This is a genomic window from Magnetospirillum sp. XM-1, assembly GCF_001511835.1.
Lineage (GTDB): Bacteria > Pseudomonadota > Alphaproteobacteria > Rhodospirillales > Magnetospirillaceae > Phaeospirillum.
Map to the genome: position 1 here is coordinate 3603321 of NZ_LN997848.1, position 25106 is coordinate 3628426.

Genomic DNA, 25106 nt, shown 5'->3' on the forward strand with positions numbered 1-25106 from the left:
GTCCCATCATGACCCATCAGCCCGACTTCCCCGCCTTCGCCGAAGCCTATGACAGTGGCAGGCCCCAGGTGGTCTGGCGGGTCCTGGTGGCCGATCTGGAGACGCCGGTTTCCGCCTTCCTGAAGCTGGCCAACGGCCAGCCCAACGCCTTCTTGCTGGAATCGGTGGAAGGCGGCGCGGTGCGCGGCCGCTATTCCATCCTCGGCATGAAGCCCGACCTTCTGTGGAAGTGCGTGGGCAACGAGGCGTGGATCAACCGCAACGCCCGTTCCAAGACCGGGTCGTACCAGCCCTGTCCCGTGGCCGCCAAGTCCGGCGCCCTGGACAGCTTGCGCGCCCTGGTGGCCGAATGCGGCATCGAGACGCCGCCCCACCTGCCCCCCATGTCGGCCGGCCTGATCGGCTATATGAGCTACGACATGGTGCGGCTGGCGGAAAAGCTGCCCGACGGCAATCCCGACCCCATCAAGGTGCCCGACGGCATCTTCATGCGCCCCACCATCATGGCGGTGTTCGACAACGTCAACGGCACGCTGACCGCCGTGGCGCCCGTCTGGCCGCGGGCCGGCATGGACGCCCAGGCCGCCTGGGACCTGGCCTGGGAGCGGCTCGAGCACATCGTCGAATCCCTGGAATCCCCCCTGCCCCACACCTATCTGGGCTTTCCCCGGGACGAGCACCAGCCCATCCCGGTGCCCAGCGTGTCGCCCGAGCATTACTGCCGCATGGTGGAGAAGGCCCAGGAATACATCGCCGCCGGTGACATCTTCCAGGTGGTGCTGTCCCAGCGTCTGGCGGTGCCCTTCCGGCTGCCGCCGTTCTCGCTGTACCGTTCGCTGCGCCGCCTCAATCCCAGCCCGTTCCTGTTCTTCCTGGACCTGGGCGAGTTCCAGCTGGTGGGCTCCAGCCCGGAAATCCTGGTGCGCCTGCGCGACGAGAAGGTCACCATCCGTCCCATCGCCGGCACGCGCCGCCGGGGCAAGACCCCCGCCGAGGACGAGGAACTGGCCGCCGACCTGCTGGCCGATCCCAAGGAACTGGCCGAGCACCTGATGCTGCTGGACCTGGGCCGTAACGACGTGGGCCGGGTGGCCTCCATCGGCTCGGTCGAGGTCACCAAGAAGATGGCGGTGGAATACTATTCCCACGTCATGCACATCGTCTCCAATGTGGAAGGCAAGATCCGCGAAGGCTGCGACGCCATGGACGCCCTGATGGCCGGCTTCCCGGCCGGCACCACCTCGGGCGCCCCCAAGATCCGCGCCATGGAGATCATCGACGAGCTGGAGACCGAGCGCCGCTCGTTCTATGCCGGCGCCATCGGCTATTTCGACGGCAACGGCAACATGGACACCTGCATCGCGCTTCGGACCACCCTGGTCAAGGACGGCACCATGTACGTCCAGGCGGGTGCGGGCATCGTCGCCGATTCGGTGCCGCTGTCCGAGCACGAGGAGTGCATGAACAAGGCCCGCGCCCTGGTGCGCGCCGCCGAGGACGCCATCGACTACACCCTGGTCAAGCAGTAGCCGCCTATTTTCCAACCACGGCAACGTCGCCAGGCTTGGTGGGACACTGCCTCGCTCGAATTGAACGCTGCGCCGGCCACCGATAGCCGTCATGCGCGGGCTTGTCCCGCGTATCCATGCCGTTCCGGCAGTATCCCGCCAGACGGATGGGCTTGGGTGGCCGGGACAAGCCCGGCCAAGACGAAGAAATCAAACAATTTGAAATTCTGACCCGTTGCCCCCCTTTCCCAACGAAAGAGTTGCAATCTCGTCCCTGCTCCCGCACATTGCGATTCATTCGCATTTGCACTTGGAGGGCGTGATGGGGTTCATCGAAGGCCGGACGATCCTGAGCCGGCAGGCCATGACCGCCAGGGATTACATCTGGCTGGCCGTGCTGGGCGCCGTCGAGCGTAGCTCCCTGCCCGTGGACGACGCCATCCGGGCGGTCGCCGCCCTGGTCGGCCCGGGCTGGGCGCCGGTGTCGCAACTGGTCTTCGACGCCATGGACGAGATGCTGGCGGACGGCTTGCTCAATCCGGTGGAGCGGTCCACCCGCCTGGCCATCACCGGCGACGGGCGGCGCAAGCTGCACGACCTGATCGCACAGCCCCTGGCCGCCCCGCTTTCAACCTTCGGCCAGGTGGGAATCCGCCTCAAGCTGGCCTTCCTCGATCTGGTCCCGCCGGCGGTGCGCCGTCGCCAGATCGACGCCCTGCTGCGTTCGTGCGATTGCGAGCTTTCCACCCGCACCGCATCCTGCCCGGCCTGGGCCCTGAACGGCGCGCTGGGCCGGGTGTGGCTGGACCATCAGGTGGACGCGCTGGAGGAAACCGCCGAGGTCCTGCGCCGTCTGGCGCGGGCCGAGGGAGCGGCCCAGGCCGAGGGCTAGACCCGGCCTTCGAAACCGAAACCGGCGGCATCCACCGCCTGACGGACCTGGGCCTCGTCGGCGCCGTCCACGGTCACCGCCTTGCTGCCCAGGTCGACCTCGACCTTGGCGCCGGGGGCGATTTCCTGGATGGCCGCGGTCACCGACTTGGAACAGCCGCCGCAGCTCATGCCGGTGACGCGGTAAGTGGTGGACATGATCGTCTCTCCATGAGGATTGCATTGGGGGGAAGTGTGAACCTTCCCGCCGATGGAAGGTCAAGGGGATTCACGGCGTCGTCGCCAACCAGGCGAGAGCCGCCTCGCGGGTTTCGAACCGCCGCAGGTTGAACCCCCGGTTCTTCGCCGCCAGAACCCAGAAGTCGACGTTTTCCGAGGCCGGGGCTCCGGGCGGGGCGACAATCGCCTCGGATATATGGCGGTAGTTCATCTCGCTCATCCAATCGATCAGCAGCGCCAGATCGAGAATGGTGTGCCCGCCGATGGACATGCTGGAGCAATCGGCCAGAACGCGGGTGATTCCGGTTTCGGCCGCCAGCCGCAAGGTCTCCATGGCCGAAGCCTCCACCTCGCCACTGTGAATCAGACCCGAATATTCAAGAATGATCAGCCCATCCTGGGCCAAGGCTTCCGCCGTCCAGACCATCGCGCCATCCCCCCGGGCCGTCCCATCGGCCACGTCTCGCCCAGGGCAGTCTAAAGAATTCCAGACCTAGGTAAATACCCTTATTATTGCCCGTTGCCCATGCGGACGACGGTGCTGACCGGCACCAGCACGAAGCCGCGCGCTTCCAGTCCCGGCAGCCAGCCGGCCAGGGCCTCGATGGTGCCGTCGTGGGGATGGCCGATGGCGATGGCGGCGCCGTGCTTGCGGGCATAGGCCTCGGTCTTGGCCAGTTGGGCCCGCACATGGGCGACGCCCTGGTCGTTGTCGAGGAAGACGTGGCGGGCGGCGAAGGGCACGCCGTAATGGCGCGCCGTCTCGGCCCCCACCGTGCGCTCCGAGGTCACCGAATCGATGAAGGCCAGGCCGCGCCGGCGCAATTCCCCCATCACCACCCGCATGCCCGCCGCGTCCGAGGTGAAGCGCGAGCCCATGTGGTTGTTGATGCCCACATAGCCGTCGAAGCGCGACAGGCCCCAATCCAGGCGGCGGCGGATCTCGTCCGCCGACAGCCCCACTTCCAGCACTTCCGGCCCCGGGTCGTAGCTGCGGCTCTGCGGCTGCATGGGCACGTGGACCATCAATTCATGGCCGCGCACCCGGGCGTCGTGGGCCTGGCGCGCCACGTCGTCGGCATAGGTCATGTAAGACAGCGTCAGCGGCCCCTTGAGCTGGGCCATGCGCTCGCTGCGACGGCGGTCGATTCCGAGATCGTCGATGACGATGGCGATCACCGGCCGCCCGCCGGTCTTGGGCGTCGGCAGGGCGTTCTTCAGCCACACCGCCGCTCCCGCCGGGGGCAGCTTGACCTCGGGGATGGGCGGCGGCGGCGGCGCGGGCGCCAGCGACACCACGTCGGAGGCATGGCCGAATTCCAGGGCCTCGGACGAGCCGGGATCGGGTCGCGGCGGCGGCGGGGCCAGCAGGGGCCCGCCCTCGTCCTCATCGGGAGCGGCCGAGGCGGCCGGCGGCGGCGGAGCGGTGGCGGCGATCACCGGGGCCGGGGCCTGCTCGGCGCCGGGAACGGGCTTGGACGACTTGCCCGACCACAGGCCCAGCGCCATGCCGATGGCGACGCCAAGGGCCAGCACGCCGACCATCAGGCCGACCAGCACGGCGGGCCGCTCCCACAGGGGCGTCTTGTTGCCCATCAGCATGCGTCTGACGTCTCGCCGCCCCACGTCTCACCACCCGTATTGAAACCGCCATCCTTGTAAGGCCAAACGGCCGGGGGCGCAAAGGCTCAACGGGCCGTGGTCGCCAACTCTTCCAGAATCGGGCATTCCGGATGATCGTCGCCGCAGCAGCGCGTGGTCAGGTCCAAAAGGGTGCGGCGGATGGTGTCCAGTTCGGCGATCTTGCGCTCGATATCGGCCACATGCTTCAAAGCAATGGCCTTGACGTCGGCGCTGGCCCGCGAGCGGTCGCGCCACAATTCCAAAAGCCCGGCCACGTCGCCCACCGAGAAGCCCAGCGAACGCGCCCGATGGATGAAGCGCAGCGTCTCCACCTCGTTTGCGGTATAGGCGCGGTAGCCCGACGCGGTGCGCCCGGCGGCCGGGATCAGCCCGACGGATTCGTAATAGCGGATGGTCTTGGCCGAAACCCCGGAGCGCCGCGCCGCCTCGCCGATGTTCATTTCATCCTCCAGCGCCGCAGCAGCAGGGAGTTGGACACCACCGACACCGACGACATGGCCATGGCCGCGCCGGCGATCACCGGTGTCAGCAGTCCCAGGGCGGCCGCCGGAATGGCCACCACGTTGTAGGCGAAGGCCCAGAACAGGTTCTGGCGGATCTTGGCGGTGGTGGCCCGCGAAATGCCGATGGCTTCGGGCAGGCGGGCCGGGTCGCCCTTGACCAGGGTGATGCCCGCCGCCTGCATGGCGACATCGGTGCCGGTGCCCATGGCGATGCCGATATGGGCGGCGGCCAGCGCCGGGGCGTCGTTGATGCCGTCGCCCACCATGGCCACCACCCGGCCTTCGTCCTTGAGACGGCGGATTTCCGCCTCCTTGTCCTCGGGCAGCACCTCGGCCAGCACCCGGTCCACCCCGGCGGCCCGGGCCACGGCCGCCGCCGCCCGCGCGTTGTCGCCGGTCAGCATCACCGTCTCCAGCCCCAATGCCTTCAGCCGCGCCACGGCCTGGGCCGCGCTGGGCTTGACCGGATCGGCCACCGCGACGAAGCCCAGCATGGTGGAGCCTTCCGCCACCCACATCAGGGTGCGGCCCTGGGCCTCTTCCGCCTCGGCGTTCTCGGCCAGCGGACCGGGATCGATACTGCGCTCATTCATCAGGCGGCGGCTGCCGATCAGCAGGGCGCGGCCCTCCACCTCGGCCTCCAGCCCCCGGCCGGGCAGCGAGCGGAAGGCGCCGAGCGGCGCCAGGCCTTCACCGGCCGCGGCCAGCAGGGCACGGGCCAGGGGATGCTCGCTGCCCTGCTGGGCCGAGGCGGCAAGACGCAGCAAAGAGGCCTCGTCACCATCGGCGGATTTGATGGAGGCCACCGCCGGGCGGCCCTCGGTCAGGGTGCCGGTCTTGTCGAACACCACCACCTGGACCTTGTGGGCCAGTTCCAGCGCCTCGGCGTCCTTGATGAGAATCCCGTGCCGCGCCGCCAGCCCGGTGCCGACCATGATGCCGGTGGGGGTGGCGAGGCCCAGCGCGCAGGGACACGCGATGACCAGCACCGACACCGCCGCCACGAAGGCGGTCTGCAAATCGCCAACCATCAGCCACCAGCCGAGGAAGCTCGCCACGGCGATCACCGTCACCACCGGCACGAACACATTGGAGATGCGGTCCACCAGCTTCTGCACCGGGGCCTTGGCGGCCTGGGCGCCCTGGACCATGCGGATGATGCGGCTGATGGTCGATTGCGCGCCGACCCGGGTCGCCTCGACCCGCAGCAATCCCTCGCCGTTGACCGCGCCGGCCACCACCTCGTCGCCGGCCCCCTTGGGCACCGGCAGGCTTTCGCCGGTGATCAGGGATTCGTCCATTTGGGATGCGCCGTCCACCACCCGGCCATCCACGGGGGCACGCTCGCCGGGGCGGACCAGCACCACTTCGCCCACCGCCACCAGGGCGGCGGGAACCTCGATGACCAGCCCGTCGCGCTCCACCCTGGCGGTGTCGGGCTTCAGGCGCATCAGGGCGCGAATGGCGCCGGCCGCCGAGCGCTTGGCGCGGCCCTCCAGCCACTTGCCCAGCAGCACCAGGGTGATGACCACCGAAGCGCCCTCGAAATAGAGATTGCCGTGATGGGCGTCGCCGGCCAGCACATGCCAGGCCGACAGGCCGAAGGCGGCCGAGGTGCCCAGCACCACCAGCACGTCCATGTTGCCCGCGCCGCCCTTCAGCGAGGCCCAGGCGCCGGTATAGAAACGCGCCCCGATCCAGAACTGCACCGGCAAGGCCAGCAGCAGCTGGATCTCGGCCGGAATCATGATGTGCAGCCCGGCCATGTCGAGGACCATCTGGCCGATCAGCGGCAGGGTCAGCAGGGCGGAAAGGGCCAGCAGGCGCAGATGGCGGGCGGATTCGGCGGCGTGCTCCGCCTCTTCCCGGTCCAGGTCCTCGTCGCCGCTCTGGGCGAGGTCGGCGTGGAACCCGGCCTTGACGATGGCCGAGACCAGATCCTCGGGCCGGGCCTGGTCGGCGTCGAAACGGATGTCGGCGCGTTCGGCCGCCAGGCTGACCAGCGCCTGCTCGACGCCGGCCACCTTGCCCAGAACCCGCTCCAGGCGGGTGGAGCAGGCGGCGCAGGTCATTCCCTTGACGGGCAGGGACAGGCTTTGGCTGGTCATGGCGGCACCTTTGGACTTCATATGGTGCCGCCAGTGTTGACCTTCCAGCGACTGGAAGGTCAACACCTGTTTTTCATGCAGATCAGGCCGACTTGACGTTGCCCAGGAAGGCCGCCACCACGCCGCGCAGGGAATCGGCCAGACGGTTCACCGCCTGCACCGAGGACAGCACCGAGGTGGCCACCGCGCCCGTTTCCTCGGCCGCCTGGGTGACACCGCTGATATTGGCCGACACTTCCTGGGTGCCCGACGCCGCCTGCTGGACGTTGCGGGCGATCTCGGCGGTGGCGGCGCTCTGTTCCTCCACCGCGCTGGCGATGGCCGCCGAAATCTGGTTGATCTCCTCGATACGCTTGACGATGCCGCCGATGGCGTCCACCGCCTGGCGGGTGGCCTCCTGCACCGCGGAGATCTGCTGGCTGATCTCCTCGGTGGCGCGGCCGGTCTGGTTGGCGAGGTTCTTCACCTCACCGGCCACCACGGCGAATCCCTTGCCGGCGTCGCCGGCCCTGGCTGCCTCGATGGTGGCGTTCAAGGCCAGCAGATTGGTCTGGGACGCGATGTCGTTGATCAGGTTGACCACGTCGCCGATCTTGGCCGAGCTTTCCGCCAGGCCGGTCACCGTCTCATTGGTCTTGGACGCCTCCTCGGCGGCCATCCGGGCCACGTGGGAGGACTGGGTGACCTGGCGTCCGATCTCGTGGATGGACGAAGCCAGTTCCTCGGCGGCGGCGGCCACGGTCTGGACGCTGGACGAGGCCTCCTCGGTGGCGGCTGCGACCAGCACCGTCTGGCGGCTGGTCTGCTGTGCCGTGGCGCTCATGCTCTGGGCCGCCTCCTCCATGCTATGGGAGGCATTGGAAACCTCGCCCAGCATACGCGACACCGCATTGTCGAAATCGCCGGTCAGGGTCTCGATCGTCCGGCCGCGCGCCAGATTGTGCTCCTGCGCCGCCCGCTGCTCGGCTTCCAGCTGGTCGGAGCGGATCATGTTCTCCTTGAAGGTCTGCATGGCGGCGGCCATGCGCCCCACCTCGTCGGTCCGTCCCTGAGCCGGAATGACCACCGACATGTCCTTGTCCGCCAGACGGTTCATGGCGGCGGTCATGGCGATGACGGGGGTCGCGATGCTGCTGCGCAGCATGAGGCCGAAGGCCACCACCAGGGCAAGCACAACGGCCACCGTGCCGATCAGCACCGTCCGCGACCACGAGTACAGCGCCTCGGCGGTCCGGGTCGCCTGTTTCGCGCCGTCTTCGTTGATCTGCACCGCCTTGGCGGCGTGCATCTGGGAATCGGTATAGAGTTTCAGGTTACTCAGCACCAGATCGCGGGCGGCGTCGTTCTGGTTCTGGCGCGACAGAACCAACACCTTGGCCACCATGGCGTCGTAATCGGCCATCACCTTGACCCAGGCTTCGTAATTGGCCCGCTCCTCCGGGGTGGCGAGCAATCTGGCGTAATGCTCCTTGGCAGTCTGGAAGTCCCTGATCTGGCCCTCCAGAATCCGCTCGACCTCGACCATCTGCTTGTCGTCGGTGGTCAGGATGTGCCGGAAGGTGGTGGCCCGCTGCTTGGCCAGCAGGCTGTCGACCTCCCTGGCGGCGCCCAGGCCGGGCAGCCAGTTCTCCGCGATATCCAGGGCCGCCAGATTCATGGCCGCCATGCGATTGATGGCGAACGCCGACAGACCAACAACAACCAAAAGAACTGCACCAAAGGCGATGAGCAACTTTTGGGCAACATTGAAACGGTCAAGCATAGTCTATGCCTCTTAAAATCTCGGAGTCAGATCGGCTGCCCTCGCCCCACCTAACCTTAGAAATAATCCAAACAATGAATTGGGTATGACTTCTGGAATTACAACCCCTCGCCAATCTGCGGCGAAAAGCGCGACCGCCCTGCCTTCCGGCCGCCTTGGCAGTTGACACGCCCGCCCGTCCGAGTAGGTTTCTTGCGACTCGATTGAATTGAATTCATCGGCCGGGGTGGGGGAATGGAGTATTTTCTCCAGCAATTGATAAACGGACTGACGCTGGGCGCCATCTATGGTCTGGTCGCCCTTGGCTACACCATGGTTTACGGCGTGCTGGGCATGATCAATTTCGCCCATGGCACGATCTACATGGTGGGCGCGTTCATTTCGCTGATCACCTTCCTGGCGGCAACCACGGTGTTCGGCACCTCGGTGCCGCTGGCCCTGGTGCTCACCCTGGTCGCCGCCATGGGGCTGACCGCGCTGTGGGGCTGGACTGCCGAGCGGGTGGCCTATCGCCCGCTGCGCTCGGCCCCCAGGCTGGCGCCGCTGATCTCGGCCATCGGCGTATCCATCATCTTGCAGAATTTCGTCGCCCAGGCCCAAGGCGCCAGGGCCAAGCCGCTGCCCCCCGTCTTCAGGGGCGGGCTAACCCTGATGGACGGCGGCGATTTCGTGGTCAGCCTCAGCTGGATGCAGATCGTCATCATGGCGCTGACGCTGGGCCTGATGGCGGCGTTCACCTGGGTGATCACACGCACCGCCTTAGGCCGCGCCCAGCGCGCCTGCGAGCAGGACATGAAGATGGCGTCGCTGCTGGGCATCGACGTGGACCGGGTGATCTCCACCACCTTCGTCATCGGCGCCGGGCTGGCCGGCGTGGCCGGCATGATGGTGACGCTGTATTACGGGGTGATCGACTTCTATATCGGCTTTCTGGCCGGCATCAAGGCGTTCACGGCGGCCGTCCTGGGCGGCATCGGCTCGCTGCCCGGCGCCATGCTGGGCGGGCTCTTGATCGGCCTGATCGAGGCCTTCTGGTCGGCCTATTTCTCCATCGAGTACAAGGACGTCGCCACCTTCTCCATCCTGGTGGCGGTGCTGGTCTTCCGCCCCACCGGCCTGTTGGGCAAGCCCGACGTGGAGAAGATCTGAGATGCGGGGCGGCGAAGTGCGCGCGGCTCTGGTGGACGCCGTCCTGGCGGGGCTGGTGGCCGCCGCCATGGCGCTGCCCATGCTGGGCGTGCGCCTGGAGGATTCGGCCAGCGGCCTCAGCCTGTCCAACCGCCTGGACTGGGTCCTCTGGTCGGCGGCCATCGTCGCCGGCGGCCGTCTGGCCATCGGCCTCCTCCGCCGCGTCCTGGCCGACAAAGTTCCCAGCATGCCGGCGCCCCCGCGACGGGTGATGGTCTATCTGGGCTGGGCCATGGTGGCCTTCGCCCTGGTCCTGCCCTTCCTGCCGTTCGCCGGGCGCAACGTGGTGGACAAGGCCACCTTGGTGCTCATCTACGTCATGCTGGGCTGGGGCCTGAACATCGTGGTGGGCCTCGCCGGGCTGCTGGACCTGGGCTTCGTCGCCTTCTACGCGGTGGGGGCCTATTCCTACGCCCTGCTGAGCCAGACCTTCGGCCTGTCGTTCTGGGTCTGCCTGCCGCTGGCCGGCTTGCTGGCCGCCCTGTTCGGCATGGTGCTGGGCTTTCCCGTGCTCCGCCTTCGGGGTGACTACATCGCCATCGTCACCATGGGCCTGGGCGAGATCATCCGCGTGGTGCTGCAGAACTGGCAGGACGTCACCGGCGGCCCCAACGGCATCTCTGGCATCGAGCGCCCGTCCTTCTTCGGCCTGTCGTTCAAGATGGTCCCGCCCGAAGGCCAGAAGGGCTTCGCCGAGTTCTTCGGCCTGGAATACTCGGCCGACCACCGGGTGATGTTCCTGTATTTCCTGATCCTGGTGCTGGCGCTGCTGACCAACCTGTTCACGCTGCGCATCCGCCGCCTGCCGGTGGGCCGCGCCTGGGAGGCGTTGAGGGAGGACGAGATCGCCTGCCGGTCGCTCGGCATCAACCCCACCACGGTCAAGCTGTCGGCCTTCGCCACCGGGGCCATGTTCGCCGGGTTCGCCGGGTCGTTCTTCGCCACCAGGCAGGGCTTCATCAGCCCGGAAAGCTTCACCTTCATCGAATCGGCGGTGATCCTGGCCATCGTGGTGCTGGGCGGCATGGGCAGCCAGATCGGCATCGTGCTGGCTGCCCTGTTGCTGGTCGGCCTGCCCGAATGGTTCCGCGAGTTGCAGCAATTCCGCATGCTGGCCTTCGGCGCCGCCATGGTGCTGATCATGCTGTGGAAGCCCTCGGGCCTCTTGTCAACGCGTGAGCCCACCATTCGTTTGAAAGACGCATCATGAGCGAGGCGCAGCCGAAGCGCGGCGCCATTGAGGCGCCCGGAGCGAAGCGGAGGAGCCAAGCCCACGGAGGTGGGCGCCCGGCGTCTGAGGGGCCCTTATTAAACGTCGAGCACGTGACCATGCGCTTCGGCGGCCTGTTCGCCGTCAACGACCTGTCGTTCTCGGCGGCGCCCAAGGACATCACCGCGGTGATCGGCCCCAACGGCGCGGGCAAGACCACCTTGTTCAACTGCATCACCGGCTTCTACAAGCCGCAGGTGGGGCGCATCGCACTGAACCACCCGTCAGGCCCCATGCTGCTGGAACGCCTGGACGACTTCACCATCACCCAGACGGCCGGGGTGGCGCGGACCTTCCAGAACATCCGCCTGTTCGCCCGCATGAGCGTGCTGGAGAACCTGATCGTCGCCCAGCATACGGCGCTGATGCGGGCCTCCCTGTTTTCGCTGGCCGGGCTGCTGGGCCTGGCGCGCTACGCCCAGGCCGAAGCCCGGGCGGTGGAGCGGGCGCGGCATTGGCTGGACAAGGTGGGCCTCACCCCCTTCGCCGACGAGGAGGCAGGCAGCCTGCCCTATGGCCATCAGCGCCGCCTGGAAATCGCGCGGGCCATGTGCACCGAGCCGGTGCTGCTGTGCCTGGACGAGCCGGCCGCCGGCCTCAACCCCCGCGAGTCGGCCGAGCTGAACCGCCTGCTGCTGGACATCCGCGCCGAGAACGGCATCGGCCTGCTGCTGATCGAACACGACATGAGCGTGGTGATGGAGATCTCCGACCATATCGTGGTGCTGGATTACGGCAAGAAAATCGCCGAGGGCGCGCCCGAGGCCATCAAGGCCGACCCGGCGGTGATCCGCGCCTATCTGGGCGAGCCCGACGAAGAGGAGGCCGGCTGATGCTGCGCATCGAGGGGCTTCACTCGGGCTATGGCCGCATCCAGGCGCTGCACGGCGTAGACATCGACGTGGCCGAGGGCGAAATCGTCGCCCTGGTGGGCGCCAACGGAGCGGGCAAGACCACCCTTCTGATGACCATCTGCGGCAATCCCCGGGCCAGCGCCGGCAAGGTCCGGCTGGCGGGCGAGGACATCACGGGTCTTGCCACCCATCACATCATGCGCCGGGGCCTCGCCCATTCGCCCGAGGGGCGGCGCATCTTCCCGCGCATGAGCGTGCTGGAAAACCTGCAGATGGGCGCCGCCATGGCCAACCCCGCCCATTTCGACCAGGATCTGGAGCGGGTGCTGGGCCTGTTCCCCCGCCTCAAGGAGCGTCTGGCCCAGCGCGGCGGCACCCTGTCGGGGGGCGAGCAGCAGATGCTGGCCATCGGCCGCGCCCTGATGAGCCGGCCCAAGATCCTGCTGCTGGACGAGCCCTCGCTCGGTCTGGCGCCGCTGGTGGTGCGCCAGATCTTCGAGATCGTCGCCGAGATCAACCGCGAGCAGGGCGTCACCGTCTTCCTGGTGGAGCAGAACGCCTTCCATGCGCTGAAACTGGCCCATCGCGGCTACGTCATGGTCAACGGCAAGGTCACCATGAGCGGCACCGGCGCCGAACTGCTGGCCAACGCGGAAATCCGCGCCCAATACCTGGGGGGAGGACACGGATGATCACCTCGTTCCCCGTCTTCGTCGGCCTGACCATCGTGCTGTTCGGCGGCTGCGCCTTCATGACCGGCCAGGCGCTGGCCGCCACCTGGCGCCCCGCCTGGCAGGTGATCCCCTATGCCCTGCTGCTGGGCGCCGCCGACCGCTTCCTCGGCTTCGCCCTGTTCGGCGGCCAGTTGCTGTCATTTTCCGGCTGGCTGCTGGACAGCGCCGTCCTGGTCTGCATCGGTTTGCTGTCCTGGCGTCTGACCCAGGTGCGCCGCATGGCCGACCAGTATCCCTGGTTGTACGTCAGGACCGGGCCGTTCTCCCTGCGCAAGCTCTGAGTTATTCGGCGGGCTCGACCCGGTTGCGGCCCATGGCCTTGGCGCGGTAGAGCGCCGCGTCGGCGCGTCCCAGGCAGGCCTCCAGCCCCTCGCCCGCCCCCACCTTGCATTCGGCGACGCCGAAGCTGGCGCTGAGCGTGATGGGCTCGCCGCCGCCCACCGGCACCTGCAGCCCGGCCAGCCGGATGCGCAGGCGCTCGGCCACCACCAGGGCGGGATTGAGGGCGGTTTCCGGCAGGGCGATGGCGAATTCCTCGCCGCCCATGCGGCCGATGATGTCCTGGTCGCGCAACAGGTCGCGGGCCATCACCACGAAGGCCTTCAGCGCCTCGTCGCCGGCGGCATGGCCCCGTTCGTCGTTGATGCGCTTGAAGTGGTCGAGATCGATCATCAGCAGCGACATGGGACGGCCATAGCGGCCGGCCCGCTGGATTTCCGCCGCCGTGGACTGCATGAAGTGCCGGCGGTTGCAGGCGTCGGTGAGGAAGTCGGTGGTCGCCAGCTGCACCAGTTCCTTCTGGACGCAGGCCCGCTCCAGGGCGAGACCGATCCGGCGGGCCAGTTCGCGCACCAGTTCGCGCTCCGAGGTGGAAAAGGCCTCGTCACCCTCGGCCGGCGGGGTTTCGGTCCAGCAGATCTCGATGCGCCCGGCCGGGCGAGAGCCGGCGAATACCTGGGCCTCCAGGCGGTAGGCGGTCTCGACGAAGCCGGGCGTCTGGACGATGCCGCTGGGCAGCAGGCCGGGCAGACAGCTCAGACGAACGCAGATGGTCTCGGGCCTCAGCCAGGCAGAGGGGGCCTTGGCCACCACCTGCTCCAGCGCCACCTGCAGCGGCAGTTCCGGCGATTCCAGGATGCGCGACACGCCGTACATGCAGTCGATCTGGCGCATGCGCCGTTCCAGCTGACGATTGGCTTCCAGCGCAGCGTCGCGGGCCTCGCGCACCAGAATCTCGGCGCGCTTCCTGTGAATGGCGTAGCGGAACGAACGCGACAGCGATTCGGCGTCGATCTTGGCCTTCAGCAGGTAGTCCTGGGCGCCGTGTTCCAGCGCCATCAGCGCCTGCTGGTCGTCGTCGTGGTTGGTGAGCACCACCACCGCCAGTTCCGGCGCCGCGCCGCAGAAGCGCCGCACCGTCTCGTCCCCCACCGAATCGGGAAGCGTCAGGTCGAGAAAAATGACGTGGTAGCGCTTGCGCTGGATGAATTCCAGGGCGGAGGCCAGCGAGACGGCGTGATCGACCTTGACGTTGGGGACCTTTTCCAGCTCGGCCAAAGTCAACAGGGCCTGGGTCGGAGAATCCTCGACCAGCAGTGCGAACATGGTTTCCGACAAGGTCCAGCCATCCCCTCAAGCATCGGACTCGCCCGGTCCGTTGCGGCAATACTAGCGGCCTGCGTCGGTTTACGAAAGCGTGATGCGTGGTACCGACGAATGCCATATCATCGCCCCAATTACACGCGATTCTATCATCGGTTCACCTGCTTTCGAGGATGTCGACCATGCGCCGCCTGCCCGCCTTTGCTTCCGTGCTTTTCGCAGGCCTGGCGCTCGCCGCCTGCCAGAACGTCGACAACACCGCCGGAAGCCCCAGTGTCTATATCGATCCGGGTAGTGTCGGGCCGGTGAAGGGCGTGGGCATCGAGTCCCAGGACATCATCGGCATGACCGACCAGATGATGCGCGACATGCTGAGCCAGCCGCGCCTCGCCAACGTCCAGGTGCCGCCCAACGTCATCATCGATTCCGAATATTTCTATAACGAGAGCTCGTCGCGCCTGAACAAGAACTCCATCACCGACCGGCTGCGGGTGGGCCTCAACCGCGCCGCTTCGGGCCGCATGCAGTTCGTCGGGCGCAACTACGCCGACATGGTGGCCAAGGAGCGCGAGTTGAAGCGCCAGGGCGTGGTGGACAAGGCCACCCTGCCCAGCGCCCGCGCCCCCAAGGGCGGCGACTACCGTCTGGGCGGGCGCATCACCTCGCTGGATTCCCGCGATCCCAAGAGCGGCATGATGCAGCGCTACAACCAGATCGTCTTCGAGATGGTCGACCTGGAAACCTCGGAAATCGTCTGGAGCGGCATCTACGAATTCGCCAAGGCCGCCCAGGACGACATCATCTATCGCTAGGATCACCCCCATGGCCGCCCGGCCTTCCTGGTTGAGCGTCGTCATCATCGCCGGACTGGCGTCGGGCTGCGTGACCACGCGCGAGCAGGAGGTCAGCCCGGCGCCCTCGGTGGTCCAGGCCTATCTGGACGACAAGCCGACGGAACTGCGCCGCCATTTCTTCATCGCCCAGGCCCAAGGCGACCGCAACCGGGTGCTCAACGACATGCGCCTGGGGCTGGCCAGCTTCGCCATGGGCCGCGACCGTCTGGCCGAGCAATTGTTCGATGACGCCCTGGTCGGCATCGAGGCCATCTACGCCGACAACGAGGAGGCCCGCAAGGCGCGCGGACTGTGGATCAAGGAAGGCATCAAGGACTTCAAGGGCGAACCCTACGAGCGCGCCATGGCCTATTACTATCGCGGCCTGCTCTATATGAAGGCCGGCGATTACGAGAACGCCCGGGCCAGCTTCAAGGGCGGCATGCTGCAGGACGCCTTCGCCGAGGAGGAGCAGTACCGCGCCGATTTCGCCCTGATGCCCTTCCTGCAGGGCTGGGCGGCCCATTGCTCGGGCAACGAATCGCTGGCCACCGAGGACTTCAAGGAATTCCGCGCCATCAACAAGGACGCGCCCCTGCCGCGTGACAAGGATAACGTTCTGGTGCTGGTCGAGACCGGAACCGCCCCGGTGAAGATCTCCGACGGGCCGCGCCTGAAGATCAAGCGCAGCGGCAGCGCGGAGGCGGTCAACATCGCCTGGACCGATCCCGACCGCCCCAAGGACCATCCTACGGGAAATGCCGTGCTGCTGGAGGACATCTTCCGCCAGGCCTCGACCCGGGGCGGGCGGCCCTTCGATTCCATCCTGGAGGGCAAGGCCGAATACAAGGATACCGCCGACACCGTGGGCAACGTCGCCCTGATCGGCGCAGCGGTGGCCGCCAAGGTGGCGACCGACCGCCCCCGCCATCGAGAAACCAAGGAACAGCGCGAGGCCCGCCAGCAGGCCCAGGCCGGCGCCGCCATGATTGGTGCCGGACTGGCGGTGATCGGCGGCCTGTCCAAGCTGTTCGCCAGCACCATCGAATCCCAGGCCGACACCCGCTATTGGGACAACCTCTCCGACCGGGTGCAGGGGCTGACCCTGTCGCTGCCCGACAAGGTCGCCACCATCGACGTCTCGTTCCAGTCCTCCGGCGGCACGCCGCTGGAAACGGTGACGAGCCCGATCCAGCGGGCCGGCAAGTGCGGCCTGGTCTGGGCCCGGCACGGCTCGGCCGTTCCCCGCAACCCGCGCGCCCCAAATTCCGTTCCCGCCGAGGTGATGGCGTCGCCCATCGTCATTCCGGCGGCAGAGGCCAAATCCAAGGAGTCATCGCCATGAAGCGCCTGCTCGTTCCCGCCTTCGGTCTGCTGCTGCTGGGCGGCTGCGCCTCGCTGGACCCCGCGCCCCATTGCGACATGAGCCGCGTCGCCAGCCAGCGCGATCTGGTCGCCGGTCCGGCCATGGTCGAGGGCTCGTCCTCACCCTTGAAGGAAATGCCCATGAACTCGGTGAACATCACCGATCCCAACATCATCCGGAAGCTCTACGTGCGCTCCATCGCCGCCCGGCGCACCGAGACCGGGACGGTCGAGGTGCTGGCCCAGGTGGTCAACTGCACCGACTTCCCGCAAAACGCCGAGGCCCGCACCCAGTTCTACGCCGCCGACGGCGCGGCGTCCGAGCCGGTCAGCGCCTGGCGCCGGATGCAGTTCGCGCCGCGCACCTCCGTCACCTACCGCGAGCTGTCCTTGGGCGACAAGGCCGTGGACGGCTACATGATCGAGATGAGGGAAGGCAAATGATCACCCGTCTCCTGGCCGTATCGGCCCTCGCCCTGCTGGTCCCCGTGATGGCCGAGGCCCAGACCGTCGGACCCAAGGTGCCGCCCTACCAGGCGCCGCCCAAGGCCGCCCCGGCCGCCCGCGACGGGGCCGAGACCCTGGACGCCGCCATCCCCCGGCCCGACCCGTTCAAGCCCCAGGAAGACGTCGTCGCCCGCTTTAAGGATTCCTACGCCCAGGGCGGACGGCCGCGCCTGGCCTTCTGGTGGAACCGGCAGCTGTCGGACACCCTGGCCCAGTGGTATTCCGAGACCCGCACCGTCACCGCCGACAAGAGCCGCAATTCCACCGAGGGCGACCTGACCCTCAAGCAGTCGGGCGGAAAGCAAAGCGTCACCGAGACCCAGCGCCGCGCCGGCGATTCCGCCGAGCGCCGGCCGCGGGAGGAAACCTGGGAGTGGGAGTTCCAGGACGGCTTCCTGGCTCCCTTCCTGCAGGCCGACGCGCAGGTGGTCGACCGCACCATGATCACCCGCATCATGGGGGCCGGCGCCGAGGAGATCGATCCCAAGACCGTCGAGGTAATGGCCATGCAGACCATGGCCGACCTGATGGTCGAGGTTCTGGTCGCCGATTCGGCCCAATCCACCACCGGCTACGAGCTGCGCGCCCGCATCCTGGACGTCAAGACCGGACGGGTGCTGGCCATGGTCAACAGCCGGGCGCTGAAGGAATGGCAGAAGACCGACAAGGCCACCGCCACCTCCAAGGGCTTCGACCTGCCCGACGAGGACGACGAAAGCTTCGGCCCCGAGCGCGCAGACCAGCGCTACAAGGCCACCTCGACCGGCTTCGAGAGGAAGCGCAAACCGCCCAAGCTTTCGCTCATCGCCCACAACCTGGCCACCAACGTGATGAGCGCCATGCTGCCGCGCCTGGAAGGCGGCGCCGTTCCGGTGGCCAAGACGGCCCCGACCGCCCCCACCGCCATCACGCCGCCGCCGGCCGTTCCCACGGCCACGGCCAAACCCGTCCCCAACGACAGCGCCGTGCCGCTGCCCGACGTGGAGGCCAAGCCCCTGCCCGCCCCCGAGAAGGCAGCCAAGACGGAAGCCCAGAAAGTCGAAACGGGGCCGACAGCCGAAGAGCCGCCTATGCCCCGTCCAACCAAACAGTGATCAGGTTTTACTGGCAGTCGGAAACCGCCACCTTGCAGCCCTTGCCGCAGGCTTCCAGGGCGTTGGCCTTGGCCTCGCCCTCGCTGCTGCCCCAGCCCACGCCGGTGTAGTCCTTGGAGGTGGCGTAGGCGCCGCAGGTGTCGTAACGCACCGCCACCTTGCAGCTGCTGTTGCCGGCCTTCTTGCACTCGCGCACCGCGTCGATGCCGGCCTCCTCGCGGGTGGCGCCGCTGCCGACGCCGAAGCCCACTTCGCTGGCCTTGGTCGCGTCGGCGTCGTCGACCGCGATGGCGCCCGCCGCCCAGGCGGAACCGGTCAGGGCAATACCCGCCGCCATTACCGCGGCCATGATCATCTTCTTCATCTTCGTCCCCTCCTGAGGAGTATATTCAGCCTCTGGGAGCGTACTCTTCCTATCAGATTCAAACTATTCCAAATTTATTGCGGTTTCTGACATATGCCGAACGTCTCCCCCGCCACCGGACCGGGACAGCAGGAATCCTGCCGCCCCGGCGGTAAGCGTTAGGGCAGAAAAATCAGCAGCCGAAGGCAAACGCCGTCTCGGTGCCGTCATCCCAGCCGTCCCACATATAATCCTCGGCGATACCGTCGGCGATCAGGCGGAAGGCGTACTGCGCCTGATCGAGATAGAAGCCGCAATAGGCCCCGATCTTGTCCATGCCGCCATTGGCCTCGTGCGCCTCGGCCGGACAGGGCGAGCCGCAGAAATGCCGCACCGGACAGGTGGAGCAGGCCTTGATGTCCTCCACCTTGCGCCCCGTCACCAGCTTGAAGGCCGGGCTGTCCAGCACGTCCTCCACCCGGTCGGTAAACAGGTTGCCCCCGGCGAAGGCCGGCAGGCCGATGAACTCCGAGCACGGGAACAGCGAGCCGTCGGGCGCCAGGGCGAAGAACGACCGCCCGCCGCCGCAGGGCGAGATGTCGCACATCAGCCGCCGTGCCGTAGGGGCCAGGATGGAGATCAGGATGTTGACGAAATTGGCCACCACCAGCTTGCGGCCCGTTTCGCGGTAAAGCTGGTGGGTGCGGTCCAGGGCCGCCAGATAGGCCCTGGACACCGCCTGATCCTCGGCCCACGCCCCTTGCCCGCCCGGCTGGGTGCAGCGGACCACGTTCAGCATGCAGGCCGGCACCTCCTCGGCGTGGAGGAATTCCACCATCTCGGTCAGCTGGCCCAGATTCTCGCGGTTCATGGTGCAGATGACGTTGAAGCCGGCATAGCCCTTGAGGCGGCGGATGGCGTCCACCGTCGAGGCGAACACCCCGTCGCCGGTCCAGCGCTTGCGCGAGCGGTCGGCCACCTCGGGTTTGGGCGCGTCCAGCGACAGGCCGATACCGCAGCCCCGAGACGTCAGGAACTCCACCGCCGCGTCGTCCAGCAGGGTGGCGTTGGTCTGCACCCCGAAGCGGAAGCGGTCGGAATAGGCGTCGATGGCCTCGAACATGGCGTCCTTGTTGAGCAGCGGTTCGGCGCCATGGAAGATGATCTGCGGCTTCCTTTCGGGCGGCATGGTGCGCGAGAAGTACTCGTCGAGCCGCACCATGGCGTCCATCAGCTTGTCCCGGCTCATATGCTCGCCGGTACGCCGCATCTTCTGCGGGATGTAGCAGTACGAGCAGTCCAGGTTGCAGCGTTCGGTGGGGTTGAAATAGACCGCCGAGGGCTTGAGATGGAAGCGCAGCATGTCCATCTCGCGGGCGAAGTCGTCCCGCTTGGCCCGCCAGTCGCGCTCCAGGGCGCCGTCGTCCAGGACATTGTCCATCTCGTCCTTGCGCACCAGCGCCCAGAAGGCGTTGTCGGCGTCGATCAGGGCGGTGTAATCGGCGTGGCCGATGTCGAAGGTCTGGAGGCCGTCGGGAAGACGGCCCCCACGGATGGGGGCCGCCTGGTTCACCGCTTCACCTGCTTGTCCATCAGGACGTAATGGGACAGGCCGGTGCCCTCGGCGTCGCAGGTCTTGCGAACGGCGATGACGGAGGGACGCTTCTTGGTGTCGGTCTTGGTCATGGCGATAATCCTTAACGTATGCCAAAGGGGCTTTCCGGCCGGGGCGCGGACGCGCACCAGCCGAAACCCTTTGCCATCGGATTTCGCCCCTCGTTCAACCATGTCCGTGCAGGTCTTCTGGCTCTCGGATCAGCCACGAAACCACGCCTTCCCGGCTTATCGCCAGTGGCTGGGGCTCGGACGCCCCTGTGGTCCGTGTCCCCGATTACAGCGGCGGGACCGCCACGGAATTTCACCGTGTTCCGGGATGCAGGACAAAGATGGCTCTACAATACCGCAATGGAGACGTCAAGTTCCGGCGGTTGTCGCGCTGAAAAGGGCCTGCTATCGTCCGCCCCCCAATGCCAAGGAAGGTGGGTCATCATGAAGGACGTTTCCGTCGCCATCTTGGGAGCCAGCGGCTATACCGGCGCCGAGCTCGTGCGCCTGCTGGCGCTGCATCCGGCCTTCCACGTCAAGGTGATGACCGGCGACCGCAAGGCGGGCCAGTCCATGGATTCGGTCTTCCCCCATCTGGGCGGCCTCAAGCTGCCCAACCTGGTCGCCATCGACCAGGTGGACTTCAAGACCGTCGACGCGGTGTTCTGCTGCCTGCCCCACGGCACCACCCAGGAGGTGATCGCCGCCCTACCCGCCTCGGTCAAGGTGGTGGATTTGTCGGCCGATTTCCGGCTGTTCAACGTCGACACCTATGCCCAGTGGTACGGCCACGAGCACCGGGCGCCGGACTTGCAGAAGCAGGCGGTCTACGGCCTGACCGAGCTGGCGCGCGGCCCGGTGGCCAAGGCCCGGCTGGTGGCCAATCCCGGCTGCTATCCGACCTCGGTGCAGCTGCCGCTGATCCCGCTGCTGAAAGCCGGGCTGATCGAGGCGACCGACATCGTCATCGACGCCAAGTCGGGCGTGTCGGGCGCCGGACGCGCCGCCAAGGAGGCCAACCTCTACACCGAGGTGACCGAGGGCATGCACGCCTACGGCGTCGCCAGCCACCGGCATTCGCCCGAGATCGAGCAGGGCCTGTCGGAGGCGGCGGGCGCTCCGGTGCTGGTGACCTTCACTCCCCACCTGATCCCCATGAGCCGGGGCATGCTGTCGACCATCTACGTCAAGACGAAGAAGGGCGCCAAGGCCGCCGACCTGCGGGCCTGCCTCGCCAAGACCTACAACGACGAACCCTTCGTCCGCGTCCTGCCCGAGGGCGTGGTGCCCCACACGCGGCATGTGCGCGGCTCCAACCATTGCCTGATGAGCGTGTTCGACGACCGGGTGCCGGGGCGGATCATTATCACCTCGGTGATCGACAATCTGGTCAAGGGCGCCTCGGGCCAGGCGCTGCAGAACATGAACCTGATGTTCGGCCTGCCCGAGACCCTGGGTCTCGAACAGCAACCCCTGTTCCCGTGAGGACTTGAGATGAGCGGCAACATCATGCCCTTCCAGGGCGTCAGCCCGACCATCGGCGAGAACGTCTTCATCGCGCCCACCGCCACGGTGATCGGCGACACGGTGATCGGCGCCGGCACCTCGGTGTGGTTCAACTGCGTCATCCGCGGCGACGTCCACGAGATCCGCATCGGCGAGCGCAACAACATCCAGGACGGCACCATCATCCACGTGACCGGCGGCAAGCTGGGGACCTATCTGGGCTCGGACATCACCATCGGGCACGGCGCCATCCTGCACGCCTGCACCCTGGAGGACCGCTGCTTCATCGGCATGGGCGCGGTGGTCCTGGACGGCGCGGTGGTGGAATCGGGCGCCATGGTGGCGGCCGGAGCCGTCGTCACGCCGGGCAAGCGCGTCAAGTCGGGCGAGTTGTGGGCCGGCAACCCGGCCAAGATGCTGCGCCGCCTGTCGGACGAGGAAATCGCCTTCTTCCCGGTCTCGGCCGAGAAGTACGTGGAACTGGCCGCCAAGTATATCAAAGGCTAAGCCTAGCCCGGTGCCATACTTGCGCCGTGTCTTCCGCCCTCCTACTCTTTCCGGTCTGGGGACAAGACGGGGTAAGCATGGCTGACAAGGCGAGGAAGAAGGGCGGTCTGAAGACGGCGCTGGCCGGCCCTCTGGCCCTCATCGGCCGGCTGATGGGCGGCGGCAAGGCCGAGGCCCCCGCCGCCGCGCCGAAGGAGACCGCGTCCACCGCCCTGGTGGACGATTCCTTCACCCTGGCGCTGGAAGGGCTGCTGGCCGAGGATGACGGCCAGTATCAGACCAAGCTGCACCTGATCTCCCTGGTGGAGTTCCACGAGGCGGTGGGTGACAAATGGGCCCGCATCGCCGAAAAGGTCATGCTGATCGCCGAGGGCGTCATCAACCTGCATCTGGGCGCCGGCAACGTCTTCGGCCGCAAGGGCCCCGACCTGTTCGTCCTGGTGTTCCGCAACACCCCCGCCGCCGAGGCGCGACGCCGCGCCGTGCGCATCGCCCAGGACCTAGGCACCCGGCTGGTGGGCAGCCAGTTCGCCGGCCATGACCGCCCCCTGGCGCTGGCGGCGGAAATCTCACTGGCCGACGCGCTCGACGAAAACGGCGAGCTGGATCTGGCGGCCCTGGCCGCCGCAATCACCGAAACCCGCGCGGTGATCGCCGAACAGGCCCCCGCTCCTCCTCCCATCGCCCCGCCCGAGGACGCCGCCCCCCGGCGCGACAAAGGCCCGCAATGGGAGGCCATGACGGTGGCCGAGCGCAACAGGCTCGACCCCAACTGGCGCGACGCCCCCGTGGACGGCTCGGCCCGGAGCAAGGCCGACCCCAATTGGCAATCGGTCGCCGCCGAACGTCCCGCCGACGATATCGCGCCGGGCCTGGACGCCGCGCCGCCCCTTCCCGGCGATGCCGCCCTCTCCCTGGTCTGGCGCCCCACCTGGATGGAAGAGGGCGAGGTGATCGGTGCCTACCGCGCGAACGTGCAGCGCGTGGACGAGCCGGGGCAGGCCGCCTACGAGGGCAGCCGCGCCTATCCCGCCGCCGACGGGGAATCCATCGTCAGGCTGGACAAATTCGTCGCCGGTGCGGCGGTGCGCGGCATCAAGGCGGCCCAGTCCGACAACAGCTCCGCCCGGATGGTGGTGCCGCTGCACTGGGGCTCGCTCGGCACCTCGGCCCGCATGTCGGTGCTGGCCCCCTTCGCCGACATCCCCGAGGCGGTGCGCACCCAGGCGCTGGTCATCGACCTGTTCGGCCTGCCGGCCAATCTGGCCCCGGTCGCCCTGTCCGAGGCGGTCAGCGCCATCCGCCCCCTGTGCCGCGAGATCATCATCCGCGAGCCGCTCAGCCATCCGGCCCTGAACCGCGTGGCCCTGGCCGGCGTCAATCTGGTCAGTATCGACCTGGCCGAACTGCCCAACGCCGACAAGACCGACGACGACCACCTGCTGGCCGGGCTGCAACAGCTGCGCCGCCAGGCCGAGACGCTGGGCCTCAAGGTCTGCGTCTGGGGCGTCCGGCGGCGCAAGGTGGTGGTGGGAACGGTCCTGGGCGGCTTCGCCATGATGAACGGCCCTGGCCTGATGAAGGACCTGCCCCGCCCGGCCAAGGCGCTGCCCGCTCCCCGCTCGCGCTTCACCGCCGGACCATCGTGACCGGGCCGCAACTCAGGGGGGCGCTGTCCACCCTGGCCATGGTCGCGGTGATCGGCGGCGCCATCGGCTGGGCGCTGTTCCGCTGGGCCTGGGCCAGCGACGCAGCCGGGGCCGCCCTGCTGCTTTACGTGGCGCTGGAATGGAGCGCCATCTCGGCCGGGGGAAAGCGCATGCTGGCGGCCGCCCTGCTGGCCGCCCTGGCCGCCGCCCAGTTCCTGCCCCTGCCCCTCCAGACGCTGCGCCACGGCATGGGAGAATCCGTCTTCCTGGTCGGGCTGTTCACCACGCTGGGCATGCTGCGCGACAGCGCCCGCACGTCGCGCCTGATCCGCCGCTGCGGCGAGCAGATGGTGCGCCAGGGCCCCGGACGCCGCTACGCCGCGCTGTCCTTGGGCAGCCACCTGATCGCGCTGGTGCTCAATTTCGGCGTGCTGGCCCTCTTGGGCATGATGGTGGCCAAGGGCAACACCTTGAGCGCCGCCAACGGCGACGAGATCGTCAAGGGCATCCGCAAGCGGCGCATGATGACCGCCATCCTGCGCGGCTTCGCCATGATGACCGCGTGGTCGCCGCTGGCGGTGTCCTTCGCCGTGATCCAGCAGGTGGTGCCGGGGCTGGCGTGGTGGCATCTGGTGTCCCTGCAGGTCGTCCTGGCCCTGATCCTGATGGGCTGGGGCTGGGTGCTGGACCGCCTGGACTTCCCCCCCCATACCCGCCGCCTGCCCCCCCACCGGCACAAGACCCAGTTCCGCCCCATCCTCGGCCTGATCGCCCTGGTGGCCGCCATCGTGGTCGGCGCCGTCGCCCTGGCCGAGATGCTGGGCGTGCGGCTGGTGGTGGGCGCCATGATCGTCGTGCCCCTGGCTGCGGTCATCTGGCTGTTCGCCCAGCAATCGGGAGCGCTTCTCCCGCGCACGGCCCTGACCTTTCGGCTGTTCGTCGGCCATGTGTGCGACAGCCTGCCCGGCTTCCGCTCCGAGGTGGCCATGCTGGGCGGCGCCATGTTCCTGGGCAGCGTCGTGGCGGCCTTCATCACGCCTGAGGACACGGCGCACGCCATCGCCCTGATCCCCCTGCCACCCGTCGCCGTGGCGGTGCTGCTGGCCTGGGGCGTGATGGTGGCGGCCCATGCGGGCATCTCGCAACTGGTCACCATCACCTTGCTGGGCAGCGCGCTGGGCAGCCTTTCGGCGGCCGGCATCAATCCCCTGGTCCTGGCCAGCGGCATGCTGGGGGCCTGGGCGCTGTCCATCTGCACCACTCCCGTAGGCGCGGCGGTGATGTCGGTGGCAAGGGTGGCGGAAGTCCCTGTCCGGACGGTATCGCATACCTGGAACCGGCGGTTCGTTGTGGTCGGGGCCCTGCTTCTCGGGGTATGGATGGTGGCCCTGTCCCTGATGCTGTGAGGCCGCCC

25 protein-coding genes and 1 riboswitch are annotated in these 25106 nt (G+C 67.8%); of the genes, 15 read left to right on the forward strand and 10 right to left on the reverse strand.

Annotated elements, in window-relative coordinates; genetic code table 11:
* Positions 1–8: 8 nt before the first annotated feature.
* Positions 9–1529, forward strand: a complete 1521-nt coding sequence (gene trpE, locus XM1_RS16690; protein ID WP_068435448.1) for an anthranilate synthase component I — start codon at positions 9–11, stop codon at positions 1527–1529.
* A 301-nt stretch (positions 1530–1830) separates the two neighbouring features.
* The gene (locus XM1_RS16695; RefSeq protein WP_068435453.1) at positions 1831–2400 is read left to right on the forward strand and encodes a hypothetical protein; all 570 of its coding nucleotides are present in this window, start codon (positions 1831–1833) and stop codon (positions 2398–2400) included.
* On the opposite strand, the gene XM1_RS16700 is transcribed toward XM1_RS16695, so the two are convergent.
* From XM1_RS16700 to XM1_RS16725, 6 genes are all read right to left on the reverse strand, one after another.
* A complete protein-coding gene (locus tag XM1_RS16700) occupies positions 2397–2597 on the reverse strand; it encodes a heavy-metal-associated domain-containing protein (RefSeq protein ID WP_068435457.1) in 201 nt (66 codons plus the stop codon). The genes XM1_RS16695 and XM1_RS16700 overlap by 4 nt on opposite strands.
* 70 nt (positions 2598–2667) lie before the next feature.
* The gene (locus XM1_RS16705; RefSeq protein WP_068435459.1) at positions 2668–3045 is read right to left on the reverse strand and encodes a hypothetical protein; all 378 of its coding nucleotides are present in this window, start codon (positions 3043–3045) and stop codon (positions 2668–2670) included.
* A gap of 83 nt (positions 3046–3128) precedes the next feature.
* Complete coding sequence (locus tag XM1_RS16710) at positions 3129–4220, reverse strand: divergent polysaccharide deacetylase family protein (protein WP_068435460.1); 1092 nt, start codon at positions 4218–4220, stop codon at positions 3129–3131.
* 86 nt (positions 4221–4306) lie between these two features.
* Entirely contained in the window at positions 4307–4702 is a 396-nt protein-coding gene (gene cueR / locus XM1_RS16715) for a Cu(I)-responsive transcriptional regulator (RefSeq protein WP_068435461.1), read from the reverse strand.
* On the reverse strand, positions 4699–6894 hold the full coding sequence (locus XM1_RS16720) for a cation-translocating P-type ATPase (protein ID WP_231920553.1): 2196 nt from the start codon (positions 6892–6894) through the stop codon (positions 4699–4701). The genes cueR and XM1_RS16720 overlap by 4 nt, the downstream gene beginning before the upstream one ends.
* A gap of 61 nt (positions 6895–6955) precedes the next feature.
* Complete coding sequence (locus XM1_RS16725; RefSeq protein WP_068435462.1) at positions 6956–8635, reverse strand: methyl-accepting chemotaxis protein; 1680 nt, start codon at positions 8633–8635, stop codon at positions 6956–6958.
* Positions 8636–8869: 234 nt separating this feature from the next.
* On the opposite strand from XM1_RS16725, the gene XM1_RS16730 reads away from it, so the two are divergent.
* The 5 genes from XM1_RS16730 to XM1_RS16750 all read left to right on the forward strand — a co-directional run bounded on the left by XM1_RS16730 (position 8870) and on the right by XM1_RS16750 (position 12962).
* Positions 8870–9784, forward strand: coding sequence for a branched-chain amino acid transporter permease subunit LivH (locus XM1_RS16730; protein WP_068435464.1), 915 nt, complete (start codon positions 8870–8872; stop codon positions 9782–9784).
* A 1-nt stretch (position 9785) separates the two neighbouring features.
* Positions 9786–11033, forward strand: a complete 1248-nt coding sequence (livM, locus tag XM1_RS16735; RefSeq protein WP_068435466.1) for a high-affinity branched-chain amino acid ABC transporter permease LivM — start codon at positions 9786–9788, stop codon at positions 11031–11033.
* Between the two features lie 119 nt (positions 11034–11152).
* Positions 11153–11926 carry an ABC transporter ATP-binding protein gene (locus tag XM1_RS16740; protein WP_068435468.1) on the forward strand — a complete coding sequence of 258 codons (774 nt, stop codon included), beginning with the start codon at positions 11153–11155 and terminating at the stop codon, positions 11924–11926.
* Entirely contained in the window at positions 11926–12639 is a 714-nt protein-coding gene (locus XM1_RS16745) for an ABC transporter ATP-binding protein (protein ID WP_068435470.1), read from the forward strand. The genes XM1_RS16740 and XM1_RS16745 overlap by 1 nt, the downstream gene beginning before the upstream one ends.
* On the forward strand, positions 12636–12962 hold the full coding sequence (locus XM1_RS16750) for a DUF6867 family protein (RefSeq protein ID WP_068435472.1): 327 nt from the start codon (positions 12636–12638) through the stop codon (positions 12960–12962). The genes XM1_RS16745 and XM1_RS16750 overlap by 4 nt, the downstream gene beginning before the upstream one ends.
* A gap of 1 nt (position 12963) precedes the next feature.
* Here XM1_RS16750 and XM1_RS16755 read toward each other — a convergent pair whose 3' ends face one another.
* The gene (locus XM1_RS16755; RefSeq protein WP_231920555.1) at positions 12964–14286 is read right to left on the reverse strand and encodes a GGDEF domain-containing response regulator; all 1323 of its coding nucleotides are present in this window, start codon (positions 14284–14286) and stop codon (positions 12964–12966) included.
* Between the two features lie 179 nt (positions 14287–14465).
* Here XM1_RS16755 and XM1_RS16760 point away from each other — a divergent pair, with 179 nt between their 5' ends.
* From XM1_RS16760 to XM1_RS16775, 4 genes are read left to right on the forward strand one after another with little or no spacing between them, the layout of a single operon-like run.
* Positions 14466–15095: a penicillin-binding protein activator LpoB gene (locus XM1_RS16760; RefSeq protein ID WP_068435476.1), complete on the forward strand. Its 630-nt coding sequence runs from the start codon at positions 14466–14468 to the stop codon at positions 15093–15095.
* Positions 15096–15105: 10 nt separating this feature from the next.
* Positions 15106–16461 carry a hypothetical protein gene (locus XM1_RS16765; protein WP_068435478.1) on the forward strand — a complete coding sequence of 452 codons (1356 nt, stop codon included), beginning with the start codon at positions 15106–15108 and terminating at the stop codon, positions 16459–16461.
* Positions 16458–16925, forward strand: coding sequence for a hypothetical protein (locus XM1_RS16770; RefSeq protein WP_068435480.1), 468 nt, complete (start codon positions 16458–16460; stop codon positions 16923–16925). The genes XM1_RS16765 and XM1_RS16770 overlap by 4 nt, the downstream gene beginning before the upstream one ends.
* Complete coding sequence (locus XM1_RS16775; RefSeq protein ID WP_068435482.1) at positions 16922–18082, forward strand: hypothetical protein; 1161 nt, start codon at positions 16922–16924, stop codon at positions 18080–18082. Before XM1_RS16770 ends, XM1_RS16775 begins: the two co-directional genes overlap by 4 nt.
* A gap of 7 nt (positions 18083–18089) precedes the next feature.
* Here the strand turns inward: XM1_RS16775 and XM1_RS16780 are convergent, their stop codons facing one another.
* The 3 genes from XM1_RS16780 to cbpA all read right to left on the reverse strand — a co-directional run bounded on the left by XM1_RS16780 (position 18090) and on the right by cbpA (position 20111).
* Complete coding sequence (locus tag XM1_RS16780) at positions 18090–18446, reverse strand: DUF4189 domain-containing protein (RefSeq protein ID WP_068435483.1); 357 nt, start codon at positions 18444–18446, stop codon at positions 18090–18092.
* Between the two features lie 172 nt (positions 18447–18618).
* The gene (gene cbpB, locus XM1_RS16785; RefSeq protein ID WP_068435484.1) at positions 18619–19998 is read right to left on the reverse strand and encodes a peptide-modifying radical SAM enzyme CbpB; all 1380 of its coding nucleotides are present in this window, start codon (positions 19996–19998) and stop codon (positions 18619–18621) included.
* Positions 19995–20111 carry a modified peptide precursor CbpA gene (gene cbpA / locus XM1_RS23525; RefSeq protein ID WP_082700568.1) on the reverse strand — a complete coding sequence of 39 codons (117 nt, stop codon included), beginning with the start codon at positions 20109–20111 and terminating at the stop codon, positions 19995–19997. The genes cbpB and cbpA overlap by 4 nt, the downstream gene beginning before the upstream one ends.
* Positions 20112–20200: 89 nt before the next feature.
* Positions 20201–20386, reverse strand: a riboswitch (cobalamin riboswitch).
* Between the two features lie 85 nt (positions 20387–20471).
* On the opposite strand from cbpA, the gene argC reads away from it, so the two are divergent.
* From argC to XM1_RS16805, 4 genes are all read left to right on the forward strand, one after another.
* The gene (argC, locus tag XM1_RS16790; RefSeq protein ID WP_172821972.1) at positions 20472–21515 is read left to right on the forward strand and encodes an N-acetyl-gamma-glutamyl-phosphate reductase; all 1044 of its coding nucleotides are present in this window, start codon (positions 20472–20474) and stop codon (positions 21513–21515) included.
* Between the two features lie 9 nt (positions 21516–21524).
* Positions 21525–22043: a gamma carbonic anhydrase family protein gene (locus XM1_RS16795; RefSeq protein ID WP_068435486.1), complete on the forward strand. Its 519-nt coding sequence runs from the start codon at positions 21525–21527 to the stop codon at positions 22041–22043.
* Between the two features lie 77 nt (positions 22044–22120).
* On the forward strand, positions 22121–23692 hold the full coding sequence (locus tag XM1_RS16800; protein ID WP_068435491.1) for a hypothetical protein: 1572 nt from the start codon (positions 22121–22123) through the stop codon (positions 23690–23692).
* Complete coding sequence (locus XM1_RS16805) at positions 23689–25098, forward strand: hypothetical protein (RefSeq protein ID WP_068435493.1); 1410 nt, start codon at positions 23689–23691, stop codon at positions 25096–25098. The genes XM1_RS16800 and XM1_RS16805 overlap by 4 nt, the downstream gene beginning before the upstream one ends.
* Positions 25099–25106: the final 8 nt, after the last annotated feature.

Coding starts and splice junctions, on each gene's coding strand:
- XM1_RS16775 (WP_068435482.1), top strand. CDS start 16,922: ATGATCACCCGTCTCCTGGCCGTATCGGCCCTCGCCCTGCTGGTCCCC.
- XM1_RS16760 (WP_068435476.1), top strand. CDS start 14,466: ATGCGCCGCCTGCCCGCCTTTGCTTCCGTGCTTTTCGCAGGCCTGGCG.
- cbpA (WP_082700568.1), bottom strand. CDS start 20,111: ATGACCAAGACCGACACCAAGAAGCGTCCCTCCGTCATCGCCGTTCGC.
- XM1_RS16755 (WP_231920555.1), bottom strand. CDS start 14,286: ATGTTCGCACTGCTGGTCGAGGATTCTCCGACCCAGGCCCTGTTGACT.
- XM1_RS16750 (WP_068435472.1), top strand. CDS start 12,636: ATGATCACCTCGTTCCCCGTCTTCGTCGGCCTGACCATCGTGCTGTTC.
- XM1_RS16720 (WP_231920553.1), bottom strand. CDS start 6,894: ATGAAGTCCAAAGGTGCCGCCATGACCAGCCAAAGCCTGTCCCTGCCC.
- XM1_RS16740 (WP_068435468.1), top strand. CDS start 11,153: ATGCGCTTCGGCGGCCTGTTCGCCGTCAACGACCTGTCGTTCTCGGCG.
- XM1_RS16725 (WP_068435462.1), bottom strand. CDS start 8,635: ATGCTTGACCGTTTCAATGTTGCCCAAAAGTTGCTCATCGCCTTTGGT.
- XM1_RS16780 (WP_068435483.1), bottom strand. CDS start 18,446: ATGAAGAAGATGATCATGGCCGCGGTAATGGCGGCGGGTATTGCCCTG.
- XM1_RS16770 (WP_068435480.1), top strand. CDS start 16,458: ATGAAGCGCCTGCTCGTTCCCGCCTTCGGTCTGCTGCTGCTGGGCGGC.
- XM1_RS16700 (WP_068435457.1), bottom strand. CDS start 2,597: ATGTCCACCACTTACCGCGTCACCGGCATGAGCTGCGGCGGCTGTTCC.
- XM1_RS16730 (WP_068435464.1), top strand. CDS start 8,870: ATGGAGTATTTTCTCCAGCAATTGATAAACGGACTGACGCTGGGCGCC.
- XM1_RS16745 (WP_068435470.1), top strand. CDS start 11,926: ATGCTGCGCATCGAGGGGCTTCACTCGGGCTATGGCCGCATCCAGGCG.
- XM1_RS16695 (WP_068435453.1), top strand. CDS start 1,831: ATGGGGTTCATCGAAGGCCGGACGATCCTGAGCCGGCAGGCCATGACC.
- XM1_RS16705 (WP_068435459.1), bottom strand. CDS start 3,045: ATGGTCTGGACGGCGGAAGCCTTGGCCCAGGATGGGCTGATCATTCTT.
- XM1_RS16800 (WP_068435491.1), top strand. CDS start 22,121: ATGGCTGACAAGGCGAGGAAGAAGGGCGGTCTGAAGACGGCGCTGGCC.
- XM1_RS16765 (WP_068435478.1), top strand. CDS start 15,106: ATGGCCGCCCGGCCTTCCTGGTTGAGCGTCGTCATCATCGCCGGACTG.
- XM1_RS16710 (WP_068435460.1), bottom strand. CDS start 4,220: ATGCTGATGGGCAACAAGACGCCCCTGTGGGAGCGGCCCGCCGTGCTG.
- livM (WP_068435466.1), top strand. CDS start 9,786: ATGCGGGGCGGCGAAGTGCGCGCGGCTCTGGTGGACGCCGTCCTGGCG.
- trpE (WP_068435448.1), top strand. CDS start 9: ATGACCCATCAGCCCGACTTCCCCGCCTTCGCCGAAGCCTATGACAGT.
- XM1_RS16795 (WP_068435486.1), top strand. CDS start 21,525: ATGAGCGGCAACATCATGCCCTTCCAGGGCGTCAGCCCGACCATCGGC.
- cueR (WP_068435461.1), bottom strand. CDS start 4,702: ATGAACATCGGCGAGGCGGCGCGGCGCTCCGGGGTTTCGGCCAAGACC.